The sequence below is a fragment of the Pseudomonas sp. PDM21 genome, assembly GCF_014852505.2.
Classification (GTDB): Bacteria; Pseudomonadota; Gammaproteobacteria; order Pseudomonadales; family Pseudomonadaceae; genus Pseudomonas.
The window spans coordinates 909754-924697 of record NZ_CM181223.1 but is presented as its reverse complement, the minus strand read 5'-3'; the positions used below and the strand labels follow the sequence as shown (position 1 = coordinate 924697).

At 66.4% G+C, this 14944-nt stretch carries 11 protein-coding genes and 1 pseudogene; 8 read left to right on the top strand and 4 right to left on the bottom strand.

Going from position 1 to position 14944, the window contains the following annotated elements; translation table 11 throughout:
• Positions 1-201 precede the first annotated feature (201 nt).
• Both IB275_RS04495 and glyA read left to right on the top strand, forming a co-directional pair.
• Positions 202-4365 (top strand): EAL domain-containing protein, encoded by a 4164-nt coding sequence (locus tag IB275_RS04495; RefSeq protein WP_225601857.1) that lies wholly within the window; start codon positions 202-204, stop codon positions 4363-4365.
• 267 nt (positions 4366-4632) lie between these two features.
• On the top strand, positions 4633-5886 hold the full coding sequence (glyA, locus tag IB275_RS04490) for a serine hydroxymethyltransferase (RefSeq protein ID WP_024763060.1): 1254 nt from the start codon (positions 4633-4635) through the stop codon (positions 5884-5886).
• A 191-nt stretch (positions 5887-6077) separates the two neighbouring features.
• Here the strand turns inward: glyA and IB275_RS04485 are convergent, their stop codons facing one another.
• The gene (locus tag IB275_RS04485; protein ID WP_192290247.1) at positions 6078-6584 is read right to left on the bottom strand and encodes a SecDF P1 head subdomain-containing protein; all 507 of its coding nucleotides are present in this window, start codon (positions 6582-6584) and stop codon (positions 6078-6080) included.
• A 290-nt stretch (positions 6585-6874) separates the two neighbouring features.
• Between IB275_RS04485 and IB275_RS04480 the strand changes: the two genes are divergently transcribed.
• The 3 genes from IB275_RS04480 to IB275_RS04470 all read left to right on the top strand — a co-directional run bounded on the left by IB275_RS04480 (position 6875) and on the right by IB275_RS04470 (position 10035).
• Positions 6875-8170, top strand: a complete 1296-nt coding sequence (locus tag IB275_RS04480; RefSeq protein ID WP_081517309.1) for an NCS2 family permease — start codon at positions 6875-6877, stop codon at positions 8168-8170.
• Positions 8171-8362: 192 nt separating this feature from the next.
• Entirely contained in the window at positions 8363-9448 is a 1086-nt protein-coding gene (gene trmA, locus IB275_RS04475; RefSeq protein WP_192290249.1) for a tRNA (uridine(54)-C5)-methyltransferase TrmA, read from the top strand.
• A gap of 89 nt (positions 9449-9537) precedes the next feature.
• Positions 9538-10035, top strand: coding sequence for a DUF4136 domain-containing protein (locus tag IB275_RS04470; RefSeq protein ID WP_192290251.1), 498 nt, complete (start codon positions 9538-9540; stop codon positions 10033-10035).
• Between the two features lie 3 nt (positions 10036-10038).
• Here IB275_RS04470 and IB275_RS04465 read toward each other — a convergent pair whose 3' ends face one another.
• Both IB275_RS04465 and IB275_RS04460 read right to left on the bottom strand, forming a co-directional pair.
• Positions 10039-10341 carry a DUF1883 domain-containing protein gene (locus IB275_RS04465; protein WP_017521653.1) on the bottom strand — a complete coding sequence of 101 codons (303 nt, stop codon included), beginning with the start codon at positions 10339-10341 and terminating at the stop codon, positions 10039-10041.
• Between the two features lie 100 nt (positions 10342-10441).
• Positions 10442-10900 (bottom strand): DUF4345 family protein, encoded by a 459-nt coding sequence (locus tag IB275_RS04460; protein WP_081517307.1) that lies wholly within the window; start codon positions 10898-10900, stop codon positions 10442-10444.
• 184 nt (positions 10901-11084) lie between these two features.
• On the opposite strand from IB275_RS04460, the pseudogene IB275_RS04455 reads away from it, so the two are divergent.
• A pseudogene (locus IB275_RS04455) lies at positions 11085-11536 on the top strand (DUF411 domain-containing protein).
• Positions 11537-11712: 176 nt separating this feature from the next.
• Here IB275_RS04455 and alaC read toward each other — a convergent pair.
• A complete protein-coding gene (alaC, locus tag IB275_RS04450; RefSeq protein ID WP_081517305.1) occupies positions 11713-12930 on the bottom strand; it encodes an alanine transaminase in 1218 nt (405 codons plus the stop codon).
• A gap of 172 nt (positions 12931-13102) precedes the next feature.
• Between alaC and IB275_RS04445 the strand changes: the two genes are divergently transcribed.
• Both IB275_RS04445 and ypfJ read left to right on the top strand, forming a co-directional pair.
• Positions 13103-13963 carry a PhzF family phenazine biosynthesis protein gene (locus IB275_RS04445; RefSeq protein WP_192290253.1) on the top strand — a complete coding sequence of 287 codons (861 nt, stop codon included), beginning with the start codon at positions 13103-13105 and terminating at the stop codon, positions 13961-13963.
• A gap of 67 nt (positions 13964-14030) precedes the next feature.
• Positions 14031-14936, top strand: a complete 906-nt coding sequence (gene ypfJ, locus IB275_RS04440) for a KPN_02809 family neutral zinc metallopeptidase (RefSeq protein ID WP_192290255.1) — start codon at positions 14031-14033, stop codon at positions 14934-14936.
• Positions 14937-14944: the final 8 nt, after the last annotated feature.

Sequence of the window (14944 nt, the reverse complement as noted above, 5' to 3'; positions counted from 1 at the left end):
ATGAGTCAGGAAGGGCAAACGACGCTCGTCGGCCATACTGGCACTTCGCCGCCTTTCCGGGCATCCTAGCCTGCGCCGAATTCAGCCGTATCGCCCCAGGTCCTTAAGTCCTTGTCTATTTTCCCCCGTACTCCTCCGGACGCCCTGGCCAGGCCTGGCCGCGTGGCGACCCGGACCGCGCTGGTGCTGCTGGTGCTGTTCATGCTCGGCCTGCTGGGCTGGCAGCTGCATCAGGAGTTTCGTAGCCAGGAGCGCTTCGAGCGTGAGCGGGTGGTGCTGCATGGCGAACAGATGGCCCAGCGGATCTCCCTGACCCTGGAGCTCAAGGCCGTGGCGGCCCAGGCCCTGCTGCAGCAGGAACAGGACCGCGCCCCCGGCGACGTCCACGCGCCGCTGATCGCCGGCCTGACGCACATCTACCCGTCCTTCCACAGCCTGGTCCGACTGAGCGCCAGCGGCGTGCCCGTGCATGACTCCGCCAGCGGCATCAAGGACACCGCGTTCATCGAGGCCCTGCGCCAGCGCAGCGCGCAGCAGACCTATCACTATGCCTTCAGCGAGGAAAACGGCGGCCACTTCTATGTCTGGCTGAAGGCCACCGAGGCGGGCGAAGGCGACAGCGTCATCCGCCTCGACGAAAAGGTCGCCCGACGTGGCTGGGCGGCGCAGATCCGCCCCGAATCACCGGACTGGATCCTGGTCGACGACGTCCAGCAGAAGGTCCTCGGCCGTTCCAGCGGCTTCCGCCCCGGCCCGCTGTCCGCCGCCTCGCCGCTGGAACAGGCGCAGAGCCTGGACGGCCTGGACATCCAGAACACCGACTGGCAGTTGCACCCGCAATTCGACGACCGGCAGATCCGCGCCACCCTGCTGCCGCGCCTGGCCGGTGAGCTATCCCTGCTGCTGGTGCTGGCGGGCATCGCCGGCGCCGCCTTGCTGCGCCTGCAGCGAGAACAGCAGAACCTGCGGGCACTGACCGTGGAATCGCAGCAGAGTCTGCGCCAGGCCGCGCAGGCCCTCGGCGCGATCGACGAGCGGGTGCTGGTGACCCGCGCCGACGGCCGCCTCGCCTACCTCAATCCACAGGCCGAGCAGCTGTTCGGCGTCAGCGCCGACAAGGCCGGCGAGCATCATCTGCTGGAGTTGCTGCCCGGCCTGGGCGCCCTGCTGCATGGCAGCGATGCCGCGGCGGAAAACGGCTCCGAACTGGTGCGCGTCAACGATACCGGCCAGGCCCGGCTGTTCGCCGTCAGCCACCATTCCCTGGATGACAGCCCGCTGTCGCCGGAGCAGACCTGGGTGCTGCGCGGCAACCTGCCCCAGGGCGGGCAGGTCTGGGTACTGCGCGACGTCACCGAGGAACAGCAGGCGCTGCACATCCTCGAGGAGACCCGCCGACGCTACCAGGACATCTTCGACGGTGTCGGCGTCGCCCTCTGCGTGCTCGACCTTTCCGCCCTGCGCCAGAGCCTGGTGGATCTCAACCTGCGCCGACAGAGCGACCTGCGCGAGTGGATCGCCTCGCAGCCCGAGCGCCTGCCCTGGCTGCTGCGCCAGGTACGCATTACCGAGATCAACAACGTCGCCAAGCGCCTGATGGGCGTGAGCACCACCGAACAGGCCTGGCAGGTTCTCGTCGGCGGCACCGGCATGCGCCCGGACGGCGTGCGCAGCAAGGTGCTCGAAGCGGTGCTGCACGGCCATGGCATGGTGGAGCTGGAAGCCTGCATCCACACCCGCCAGGGCGAGCAGCGCCATCTGTGGCTGCAGTTGCGCGTGCCGGAGATGATCCAGGACTTCCACGCCGTCACCCTGAGCCTGTCGGACATCACCAGCCGCAAGCAGGTCGAGCTGTCGCTGATCGAGCGCGAGAAGTTCTGGTCCGACGCGGTGCGCGCGGTGCCCGACACCCTGTATATCCACGATATCGCCGCGCGCCGGGTCATCTTCAGCAACCACAACCTCGGCCACCAGCTCGGCTACGACAACGACGAGCTGCGCGAGATGGGCGAGCGCTTCTGGGAGAAGGTGCTGCACCCGGACGACGTCGAATACTACTGGCGCGTGCGCAACCTGCAGCAGGTGGTGGGCGATGGCCTGCTGCTGGACAGCCAGTTGCGCTGGCGCCACCGCGACGGCAGCTGGCACTGGTTCGACATCCGCGAGCAGGCGTTCACCCGCGACGCCTCCGGCCGCGTGGCGCGGCTGATCGGCGTGGCCAAGGACATCACCGACACGGTCGAGGCGCACAACTCCCTGCGCGAGAGCGGCCGCCGCTACCGCATGCTCGCCGAGAGCATCAGCGACGTGATCCTCTCCACGGATGCCCAGGTCAAGCTCAACTACCTCAGCCCATCGATCCACCAGGTGCTCGGCTACAGCCCCGAGTGGGTGCTGTCCAACGGCTTCCAGCAGGTGGCCGCCAACCCGGCTCAGCTGGAGCGCCTGGATGAACTGCTGAACCGCGTTCAGGGCGCCATCGGCGAGCCCAAGCGCCTGGCCGAACTGCGTGAAAGCGCCGAGCCGCAGCTGTTCAGCCTCGACTGCCTGCACGCCGACGGCCACAAGATTCCCGTGGAGCTGCGCATCGCTTTGATGTGGGACGACCACGGCCGCTTCGAAGGCCTGCTCGGCGTCGCCCGCGACGTGAGCCAGCAACGCCGCGCCGAGCGCGAGATGCGCATGGCGGCGACGGTATTCGAGCACTCCACGGCGGCGATCATGGTCACCGATCCGGCCGGTTACATCGTGCAGATCAACGACTCCTTCAGCCGCCTCACCGGCTACTCCGCCGAGGAGGTGCTGGACCAACTGCCGCGCCTGCTCACCGCCGACCGCCAGGAAGCCAACCAGCTCAAGCATGTGATGGAAAGCCTGCTCAAGAGCGGCAGCTGGGAAGGCGAGATTCTGCAGAAGCGCAAGAACGGCGAGCTGTACCCCAGCTGGGTCGGCATCACCGCGGTCCACGACGAGGACGGCGACCTGGTCAGCTTCGTCTGTTTCTTCAGCGACATCAGCGAGCGCAAGGCCAGCGAGCGTCGCATCCATCGCCTGGCCTACTACGACGCCCTGACCCACCTGCCCAACCGCACGCTGTTCCAGGACCGCCTGCACACCGCCCTTTTGCAGGCCGAACGGCACCAGCAGTGGGTGGTGCTGATGTTCCTCGACCTCGACCGATTCAAGCCGATCAACGACTCCCTGGGCCATGCCGCAGGCGACCGCATGCTCAAGGAAGTGGCCGAGCGCCTGAGCCTTTGCGTCAGCGACGACGACACCGTGGCGCGCATGGGCGGTGACGAGTTCACCCTGCTATTGCCCGGCCAGAAGGACCGCGAGAAGGCGCTGCGCCAGGCGATCCAGGTCGCCGAGCAGATTCTCTCCAGCCTCGCCCGCCCCTTCACCCTGGAAGGCCGCGAGTTCTTCGTCACCGCCAGCATCGGCGTTGCGCTCTCGCCGCAGGACGGCGCCGAGCTCAGCCAGTTGATGAAGAACGCCGACACGGCGATGTACCACGCCAAGGAAATGGGCAAGAACAACTTCCAGTTCTACCAGGCCGAGATGAACGCCCGCGCCCTGGAACGCCTGGAACTGGAAAGCGACCTGCGCCGCGCCATCGAGCTGCACGAATTCGTCCTGCACTACCAGCCGCAGTTCACTGGCGACGGCCGCCGCCTGACCGGTGCCGAGGCGCTGCTGCGCTGGCAGCACCCCAAGCGCGGGCTGATCCCGCCGGCGGAGTTCATTCCGGTGCTGGAAGAACTCGGCCTGGTCGCCCAGGTCGGCGACTGGCTGCTGGAGCAGGCCTGCCTGCAACTGCGCGCCTGGCACCGGGACAAGGTGCGGGTGCCGAAGATTTCCGTGAACCTCTCGGCCCGGCAGTTCGCCGACGGCCAGCTGGGCGAGCGTATCGCCGGTATCCTCGCAGACACCGGCATCGCCCCGGCCTGCCTGGAGCTGGAACTGACCGAAAGCATCCTGATGAGCGACGTCTCCCAGGCCATGCAGATACTCCAGGGCCTGAAACGCCTGGGCCTGGCGATTGCGGTGGACGACTTCGGCACCGGCTACTCCTCGCTCAACTACCTGAAGCAGTTCCCCATCGACGTGCTGAAGATCGACCGTAGCTTCGTCGACGGACTGCCCCATGGCGAGCAGGACGCGCAGATCGCCCGCGCCATCATCGCCATGGCCCACAGCCTGAACCTGATGGTGATCGCCGAGGGCGTGGAGAGCCACGAGCAGCTCGAGTTCCTGCGCGAACACGGCTGTGACGAGGTACAAGGCTTCCTCTTCGGCCGCCCGGTGCCGGCCGACCAGTTCGCCGCACTGTTCGCCAGCAACGCGCTGTTCCTGCTGGGCTGACTGCACAACGGCGCCAATGAGCGCCTTTGCTGGATGGGCAGAGCCCAGCGATACGCATGCTGTCGCAATGCGGACCGATGGGTATCGCTGCGCTCCACGCCATCCTACGTCGAGTTCTTCCTGCACTTCCTCCAGGCTACTTCGGCTACGCGATCCGGGCCTTGAACCCCGCTTGTCAGCCACATGACCGCCTTTCATGTGCCAGCACCGGCGCCTTGGGTTAGAATACGCGCCTTTCCCCAGCACCCGATCCTTAAGAGGACCGCCATGTTCAGCCGTGATTTGACCCTCGCCCGCTACGATGCCGAACTCTTCGCCGCGATGGAGCAGGAAGCCCAGCGCCAGGAAGAGCACATCGAGCTCATCGCCTCCGAGAACTACACCAGCCCGGCGGTGATGGAAGCCCAGGGTTCGGTGCTGACCAACAAGTACGCCGAAGGCTACCCGGGCAAGCGCTACTACGGCGGTTGCGAGTACGTCGACGTCGTCGAGCAGCTGGCCATCGACCGCGCCAAGGAACTGTTCGGCGCCGACTATGCCAACGTCCAGCCGCACGCCGGCTCCCAGGCCAACGCCGCCGTTTACCTGGCCCTGCTGTCGGCCGGTGACACCATCCTGGGCATGAGCCTGGCCCACGGTGGTCACCTGACCCATGGCGCCAGCGTTTCCTCCTCCGGCAAGCTGTACAACGCGGTGCAGTACGGCATCACCGACGCCGGCCTGATCGACTACGACGAAGTCGAGCGCCTGGCCGTCGAGCACAAGCCGAAGATGATCGTTGCCGGCTTCTCCGCCTACTCCCAGGTGCTGGACTTCGCCCGCTTCCGCGCCATCGCCGACAAGGTTGGCGCCTACCTGTTCGTCGACATGGCCCACGTGGCCGGTCTGGTCGCCGCTGGCGTCTACCCGAACCCGGTGCCGTTCGCCGACGTGGTCACCACCACCACCCACAAGACCCTGCGCGGCCCGCGCGGCGGCCTGATCCTCGCTCGCAAGAACGAAGAGATCGAGAAGAAGCTGAACTCCGCTGTCTTCCCGGGTGCCCAGGGTGGCCCGCTGGAACACGTGATCGCCGCCAAGGCCGTGTGCTTCAAGGAAGCCCTGCAGCCCGAGTTCAAGGCCTACCAGCAGCAGGTCCTGAAGAACGCCCAGACCATGGCCAGCGTGTTCATCGAGCGCGGCTTCGACGTGGTGTCCGGCGGTACCCAGAACCACCTGTTCCTGCTGTCCCTGATCAAGCAGGACATCACCGGTAAGGACGCCGACGCTGCCCTGGGTCGTGCCTTCATCACCGTGAACAAGAACAGCGTGCCGAACGACCCGCGTTCCCCGTTCGTCACCTCCGGCCTGCGTATCGGTACCCCGGCTGTCACCACTCGTGGCTTCAAGGAAGCCGAGTGCCGCGAGCTGGCTGGCTGGATCTGCGACATCCTGACCAACATGGGCGACGAGTCCGTGGTGGACGGCGTGCGCGAGAAGGTCAAGGCGATCTGCGCCAAGTTCCCGGTCTACGGCGCCTAAGCCCAGCCCGCGAACTGCAAAACGAAAAAGCCCGGCAGATGCCGGGCTTTTTCAAGTCTGTCGTCCACAGAGTCCAGACCTGTGGGGCACGTATTGCGCCAGCGTTATCCTCCGCTGGGGCATCGGCGGATAACCTGTCCCAGGTTATTCGCCCTACGCAGTGCCACCTTCTTCAAACCCCTATAAAGAAGCTACGGCTGCCCACCGGACTTCTGCTCCGGCTGCACCGGCACGTCACGCAGCTCATTGAGCCGACGCACCAGCGTCTGGGCTTCCTCCGGGCTGGCGAACCCCTTGAGCAGCACCTGCCCATCGGTCACCACCCGCGTCACCCTGGGCAGCAGGCGCAGCTGTCCGTCGATGACCACCGCCAGGGCCTTGCCCTGCTCTTCCTGGGTCAGTTTCGCCAGGCGCTGGCTGGCTTCGGGCGTGAACAGCACGCGCACGGCCGGTGTGCCGTCGGCCACGCTGGCCAGTTCAGCCCGCTGCACGTCGCGCTGGGTCAGGGCGGGGTGAGTGGTCACCAGCACGGCCTTGCCCTGTGGGTCGGCCAGGGTGCGGGTGCTGGCCGTGGGCTTCTCGGCCACGGCATGGACATCGAACGTGTGCTGCGGGGCCGACGGCGGCGCACCGGCACACGCACCCAGCAAAGCGGCGCCCAACAATGAGGCAAGGAGGATCGGAATAGAGCGTTTCATCGACTGCGAATCGGACAGGATGGCCCGGTCGGGCCAGGGTTATAGCCAAGGTCATGAACAGTCAGACCACCATCAGCGCACAAGTTGCACTCCCTTGGTCGGCGCTCGCGTCTAAGCTTGCAGACGAACGGATGCTGGCGGTCCGGTCAGAAATTCTCCGGCGCAGGACGAGCTGGTATCATGCGCGCCTTTTGCCGGTCACAAGAAAAGGCGCACGGCCCACCTGGGCATGCACCTTGCTTTTCCCGGCCAGAACGATAACGGCGCGAGAGCGTCACGGGGAGCCAAACATGCTGGAAAAGCTGTTCCAACTCAAGGCGCACAACACCACTGTGCGCACCGAGATCCTGGCGGGTATCACTACCTTCCTGACCATGGCCTACATCCTTTTCGTCAACCCGAGCATTCTCGGCGAGACGGGCATGGATAAGGGCGCGATCTTCGTGGCGACCTGCCTGGCCGCGGCCATCGGCTCGGCGGTGATGGGCCTGATCGCCAACTACCCGATCGCCCTGGCTCCCGGCATGGGCCTGAACGCCTTCTTCACCTACACCGTGGTCCTGCACATGGGCCACACCTGGCAGGTGGCCCTCGGCGCGGTGTTCCTCTCCGCGTGCATGTTCTTCATCATTTCGATCTTCCGCATCCGCGAATGGATCATCAACAGCATTCCCCTGGCACTACGCTCGGCCATCGCCGCCGGCATCGGCCTGTTCCTTGCGCTGATCGCGCTGAAGGAGTCGGGCATCGTCGTCGCCAACCAGGCCACCCTGGTGGGCATGGGTGACCTGGCCAAGCCGGCACCGCTGCTGGCGATCCTCGGTTTCATCCTGATCGTCGCCCTGGAAGCCCGTCGCGTGACCGGCGCGGTGATGATCGGCATCCTGGTGGTGACCTTCATCTCCATCGCCATCGGCGTCTCCCAGTTCGGTGGCGTGGTGTCGATGCCGCCGTCGCTGGCGCCGACCTTCCTGCAGCTGGATATCAAGGGCGCGCTGGATATCGGCCTGTTCAGCGTGATCTTCGCCTTCCTCTTCGTCGATCTGTTCGACAACTCCGGCACCCTGATCGGCGTGGCCAAACGCGCCGGCCTGATGGGCAAGGACGGGCACATGCCGAAGATGGGACGCGCCCTGATCGCCGACAGCTCCGCTGCCATGGTCGGCTCGCTGCTGGGCACCTCCACCACCACCAGCTACATCGAGTCGGCGGCGGGCGTTTCCGCTGGCGGCCGCACCGGCCTGACCGCCATCGTGGTCGCCGTGCTGTTCCTGCTGGCACTGTTCTTCGCCCCGCTGGCGGGCAACGTGCCGGCCTTCGCCACCGCCCCGGCGCTGTTCTTCGTCGCCGTGCTGATGGCTTCGGGCCTGGCCGAAATCGACTGGGACGACCTGACCGTCGCCGCCCCGGTGGTAGTGACCGCACTGGCCATGCCGCTGACCTTCTCCATCGCCAACGGCATCGCCTTCGGCTTCATCACCTGGACCGCCTGCAAGCTGCTGTCCGGCCGCTTCCGCGAGCTGAACCCGGCGCTGGTCATCCTGTCGATTCTTTTCGTGATCAAGCTGGGCTGGTTCAACGCTTGAGTGAAGGGGGCTGCTGCGCGTCGGCCATACTGCGTTGCCAGGTCAATCCGGAATGCTCATTTACAGTCGTAAACTCCGCTTCCGAATCGACCTGGCGCCTTGTCTGACCTAGCTCGCGAGCCCCGATGGTTCCGAGTTGTCATTAGATGAAAAGCGGCCCGGCAACTCCGGGCCCTTTGAAGAGTTTTCCCTATGAGCAGTCCGCGTTTCGATCCCTCCCACTACGACAGCCAACTGGCCGACAAGGCCGCGCGCCTGCGCGAGCTGCTGGCGCCCTTCGCCGCGCCAGAGCCGGAGGTGTTCGATTCGCCCCGCGAGCATTACCGCCTGCGCGCCGAATTCCGCCTGTGGCGCGAGGGCGAAGCCCGCCACTATGCAATGTTCGAGCAGGGCGACAAGCACACGCCGATCCTCATCGAGGAATTCCCCATCGCCAGCCAGCGCATCAACGAACTGATGCCGCGCCTGAAGGCCGCCTGGGCCGAGCCGACGCTCGGCCACAAGCTGTTCCAGGTGGAGTTCCTCACCACGCTGGCGGGCGACGCCATGATCACCCTGTGCTACCACCGCCCGGTGGACGCCGCCTGGCAGGCCGCCGCCGAGAAACTGGCCGCCGAACTGGGCGTGAGCATCGTCGGCCGCTCCCGTGGCAAGCGCCTGGTCGTCGGCCGTGACTACGTCAGCGAAGAACTGACCGTCGCCGGCCGTACTTTCCGCTACCGCCAGCCGGAGGGCGCCTTTACCCAGCCCAACGGCGAGGTCTGCCAGAAGATGCTCAACTGGGCGTACGAAGCCCTGGGCCAACGCCAGGACGACCTGCTGGAGCTCTACTGCGGCAACGGCAACTTCACCCTGCCGCTGGCCACCCGCGTGCGCAAGGTACTGGCCACCGAGATCAGCAAGACCTCGGTAAACGCCGCGCTGGCGAACCTCGCCGACAACGCCGTGGACAACGTCACCCTGGTGCGTCTCTCTGCCGAGGAGCTGACCCAGGCGCTGAATGACGTGCGCCCGTTCCGCCGCCTGGCCGATGTCGACCTGAGGTCCTACGCGTTCGGCAGCGTGTTCGTCGACCCGCCGCGCGCCGGCATGGACCCGGACACCTGCGAGCTGACCCGGCGCTTCGACAACATCCTGTACATCTCCTGCAACCCGGAGACCCTGGCGCAGAACATCGCCCAGTTGCACGACACCCATCAGGTGAGCCGCTGCGCACTGTTCGACCAGTTCCCCTACACGCACCACATGGAAGCCGGCGTCCTGCTGACCCGGCGCTGAAGCCTGCTCACCCGCCGCCCAACCAAGGGTTGGGCGGCGGGCCAGCGCCAGGCGGCTACGCTTGCGGGACAATGACAAGAGGCACGTCCATGTCCCGCCTGATCCTTCCCCTGCTCTGCCTGCTGCTGGCCGCCTGCGCCGGCACCGACCCCGCCAGCATCAGCGTCTCCCCTGCCGCCAACGGTCGGCAAAGCACCTTCTTCATCCAGGCCGTGCGCGCACAGGGCCACCGCGAGGACCTGGAAGATCGCTTCGATCTCGCCGTGCGCCGCGCGCTGGAAGCCAAGGGCTACCGCTATCAGGACAATTCAGGGGAGCTGCGGGTGATCTACGCCGTCGGCCTGGACAGCCAGACCGGCATCGTCCAGCGTCCGGTGGTGACCGGTGCGGGGGTGATGACCCAGACGCAGATCACTGACCAGGAACAGGCGCGCCTGGCGCTGCAGATTCTCGACGAGGCGAGCGGACAGGTGCTCTATCAGGCGCAGGTGGCGCGCCAGCTGCACGATCCGAAGATCACCCAGCAGGCCGTGGACGAAGGCATCGCCCGTCTGCTCAGGGACTTCCCCGCGCACGCGGGGAACTGAGGATCAGCTGTAGTTCGACGGCGACTTGCGCACGAACTTGATGCTGTACTTGAAGTCGGCCTTGCGCGTGACGCTGATGGCGCGGCGGGTGACGGTGTCGATGGTGATGTTCCAGTTGCCGGTGCTGGGCACCTTGATCTTGGCCGGGAACCGGTCGAACGCGCCACCGTGGTAGACGTGGCGCCCGCCATTCTTGAAGCTGCGGAAGGCGGCATCGGTCATCAGGCGGATGTTGCAGGTCATGGAGCACTCGATGACGACCAGGTCGCCTTCGTTCAGGTGCTCACGTTGATGTACGAACTTCATGCTGGCTCCGCCTTGCTTCTACCGCGAAATCAATACGATAGCACGGAGCGGGGGTACCCGGCAGCGCTGCCGCCGGCAGGCCGCGCCGCCTATCCGAAGCTCACAGCCCTTCGAAGTCCGCCTTGCGCTCCTCCGGCTCTTCCGGTTCGCGCACCACCACGGCGCGATGGCGCGACTGCCGCTCCAGCCAGTAGAGGGCGAAGATCGCCAGTGCCGAGATCACCCCGCGGTAGACCACGCCGGCCAGTTGCGCGTCCCACTCCATGCCGCCTTCGGTCCAGGCGATCAGCAGGCGCGACAGTGTCAGGGTCAGTTGCACCAGGATCACCAGGATCAGCGCCGGCCGCACCAGCAGGCGACGACGCAGGGCAAAGACGAGGAACAGCGCGAGAGCGAACTGGTGGCCGCCATAGAAGACGCGGGCGTCGCTTACCGACGACGGCTCCATCAGCAGCATGCCGCTGAGGTTGGCCATCTCGTAGGGGCGAATCCAGTAGAGCAGTCCCAGGCCACCCCAGACCAGAGCCTGGACCAGCAGGACGAGACGGGCGAAGAGCATCCGATTTCTCCTTGGCCTTGCAGCCATTGCCGAGCGTCCTGACCTGCGACCGGGAGTCGCGGACGCACCACCGATCAGCTAAAGACCCCGCACGGCGCGGCAAGTTCGGGCCGGCGCGTCATATGGGGAAACAAACACCCGGTGGGGGCCGAAGACGCTCGGGAGTATGCTCGGTCGCGTTCGTATTTCGAGGTTCCAACCATGCGCACCCTGCTTCTGCTCACCGCCCTTGTCGCCGGCGCCGCCCAGGCCGCCGAGCCGCTGACCATCGACGTGCACCGCGATGCCAACTGCAGCTGCTGCAAGGACTGGATCAAGCACCTGGAAAGCAACGGCTTCACCGTCAACGACCATGTCGAGGCGGACATGAGTGCAGTGAAGACCAAACTCGGCGTGCCTTACAGCATGGGCTCATGCCACACCGGCGTGATCGACGGCAAGTTTGTCGAGGGCCACGTACCGGCGGCCGACGTGCTCAAGCTGCGCGAACGGGCCGATCTGGTCGGCGCCGCCGTGCCGGGCATGCCGATGGGCTCGCCGGGCATGGAGATGGGCGACCGGCATGACGCCTACCAGGTGGTCGGACTGAACAAGGCCGGCCAGCGCGAGGTGCTGGCGGACTATCCCGCTCACTGACCTGACACCCAGGTACTCCCTCCCCCCTGAACGCTAGTGGAGATGGGATGGGGCTTCCGACGCGCGGGGCACTCTCCAGGTTCCCGCGCGACATGGCTCCACGAGCAGGATGGGGTGAGGGACTCCACAACGAAAAAGGCGGCCATCTGGCCGCCTTTCTCGTTATCCGGATCCTGTCACTCGCCCTTGGCCGGCAACAGGCCGTCGGCGCGGAACATCGCCTTGATCCCGCGCACGGCCTGACGCAGGCGGTCGCGGTTCTCGATCAGGGCGAAGCGCACGTGGTCGTCGCCGTAGTCGCCGAAGCCGATACCCGGCGACACCGAGACCTTGGCGTCCTTGAGCAGCTTCTTGGCGAACTCCAGCGAACCCAGGTGCGCATAGGCCGGCGGGATCTTCGCCCAGATGTACATGGAGGCCTTGGGGTTCTCCACCATCCAGCCAGCTTCGTGGAGGCCCTTCACCAGCACGTCGCGGCGCTTCTGGTACTGATCGGCGATGTCGCGCACGCACTGCTGGTCGCCTTCCAGCGCAGCGATAGCCGCCACCTGCAGCGGGGTGAAGGTGCCGTAGTCGTGGTAGCTCTTGATCCGCGCCAGGGCCGAGACCAGCTCCGGGTTGCCGACCATGAAGCCGATGCGCCAGCCGGCCATGTTGTAGCTCTTGGACAGGGTGAAGAACTCCACCGCGATGTCCTTGGCGCCCGGCACCTGCATGATCGACGGAGCTTTCCAGCCATCGAAGGTGATGTCCGCGTAGGCCAGGTCGTGCACCACCAGCACGTCATAGCGCTTGGCGAGATCGACCACGCGCTCGAAGAAGTCCAGCTCCACGCACTGCGCGGTAGGGTTGGAGGGGAAGCCGAGGATCATCATCTTCGGCTTGGGGATCGATTCGCGGATCGCCCGCTCCAGCTCGTTGAAGAAGTCGATCCCCGGCACCAGCGGCACCGAGCGCACCTGGGCGCCGGCGATCACCGCGCCATAGATGTGGATCGGGTAGCTGGGGTTGGGCACCAGGATGGTGTCGCCGTGGTCCAGGGTGGCCAGCATCAGGTGCGCCAGGCCTTCCTTGGAACCGATGGTGACGATGGCCTCGGATTCCGGGTCGATCTCGACCTCGTAGCGGTCGCGGTACCAGTGCGAGATGGCGCGGCGCAGGCGCGGGATACCACGGGACGTGGAGTAGCCGTGGGTGTCTTCGCGCTGGGCGACCTGACAGAGCTTCTCCACGATGTGCGGCGGCGTGGCCCCGTCCGGGTTGCCCATGGACAGGTCGATGATGTCCTCGCCACGGCGGCGGGCGGCCATCTTCAGCTCAGCGGTAATGTTGAAAACGTAGGGGGGCAGGCGATCGATGCGCGCAAAGCGACGAGCTGAACGGGGTTCAGTCATGGTGTCCTCTGATGAACGTAGGCGCCCGGAACCGTCCGAGCGACGCCGGCCACTGCGGTGGCCTGGAAACCGCGGTGCTGTGACCGACGCTTTCTTGTCGGCGAACATATAGCTCGCTAGGCTGGCTGTCGAGTTTTTCTTTGCGCCGCTCAAGGGCGGCATCTGGAGGCCCATGTCCGCGCAACAGTACTGGCAGCTCGACGTCTTCGCCGACCAACCGCTCACCGGCAATGGCCTGGCGGTATTCCCCGATGCCCGTGGCATCCCCGACCAGACCCTGCTGGCGCTGACCCAGGAGCTGCGCCAGTTCGAGTCGATCTTCCTGTTCCCGTCCGCCTCACTGGACACTTACTCGGCGCGCATCTTCACCGTCGACGAGGAGCTGCCCTTCGCCGGTCACCCGGTGCTGGGCGCGGCAGCACTGCTGCACCACCTGCACCAGCGCGGCGAGGAAGAACACTGGACGCTGGAGCTGCCGGCCAAGGCCGTGAAGGTCACCACGCGCCGCCGCGCCACCGGCTTCCACGCCGAGATGAACCAGGGCGCCGCCGACTTCGGCAGCGTGCTCGACGATGACGCGCGCCGCTGGTTCGCCGAGGCCTTCTCGCTGAGCCCCAGCGATCTCGCCGACTACCCCGCCGCCGTGGTCAGCACCGGCCTGCCCTACCTGCTGCTGCCGGTACGCAGCGAGGCCCTGGGCAGCGTGCGCCAGCGCACGGATCTGGCAGCCGAGCTGGCCAAACTCAACGCTGCCTTCGTTTTCGTGCTGGATGTGGATAATCGCGAGGGGCGTACCTGGGACGGCGCCGGGATCATCGAGGACATCGCCACCGGCAGCGCCGCCGGCCCCGTTGCCGCCTACCTGGTGGAACTGGGCAAGGCCCGCCGGGGCGAGCTGTTCCAGCTGGCCCAGGGCCGCTTCGTCGGCCGCCCCAGTCGGCTTGACGTGCAGGTCGGCCAGGACGATGAGGTCCGCGTCGGCGGCGACGTGCAACTGCTCGCCCGCGCCGAGCTGCTGCAGCGTTTCGCCTGACGACCGGGCTGGCGGCCAGCCCCACCCGCGACAACACTGAACCCACCTGTTCGATGGAGATGCCGCCATGCAATGGCGCAAAGGACGACGCAGCGACAACGTAGTGGATGCCCGCGATGACAGCGGCGGTGGTGGCATGGGCGGTGGCGGAGGCATGCGCATCGGCGGCCGCGGCCTGAGCCTGGGCGGCGTGGCCATCGTGGTGGTGATCGGCCTGCTCTCCGGGCAAGACCCGATGACCATCCTCGGCTCGCTGCTCGGCCAGATGGACGTCTCCCAGCAACAGGCGCCGGCGCGGCCGACGCAAGGCAAGCCGGCCACCGGCAACGATCCGCAGGTCGATTTCGTCCGCTCGATTCTCGGCGATACCGAGGACACCTGGGGTGAGATCTTCGCCCGCAGCAACCAGCAGTACGAGCAGCCCAAGCTGATCCTGTTCAACGGCGGGGTGAACTCGGCGTGCGGCTTCGCCTCCTCGGCGGTCGGGCCGTTCTACTGCCCGGGCGACCACCGCGTGTACCTCGACCTCGGTTTCTTCCGCGAGATGGAACAGAAGTTCTCCGCTGCCGGCGACTTCGCCCAGGCCTACGTGATCGCCCATGAGGTCGGCCATCACGTGCAGAACCTGCTGGGCATCTCCGCGAAGATCAACGCCGCCCGCCAGCGCGGCGCGCGCATGGAAGGCGCCAACGGGCTTTCGGTACGCCAGGAACTGCAGGCTGACTGCTTTGCCGGTGTCTGGGCCAATCACGCCCAGCAGCGCCTGAACTGGCTGGAGCCGGGCGACGTGGAAGAGGCTCTGAACGCCGCCAACGCCATCGGCGACGACCACCTGCAGCGCCAGGCGCGCGGCACGGTGATGCCCGATTCCTTCACCCACGGCTCGTCCGCGCAGCGCGTGCGCTGGTTCAAGATCGGCTTCGAGAGCGGTGCGCCGGGCAAGTGCGATACCTTCAAGGCGCAGACGCTATAACGCCGTTA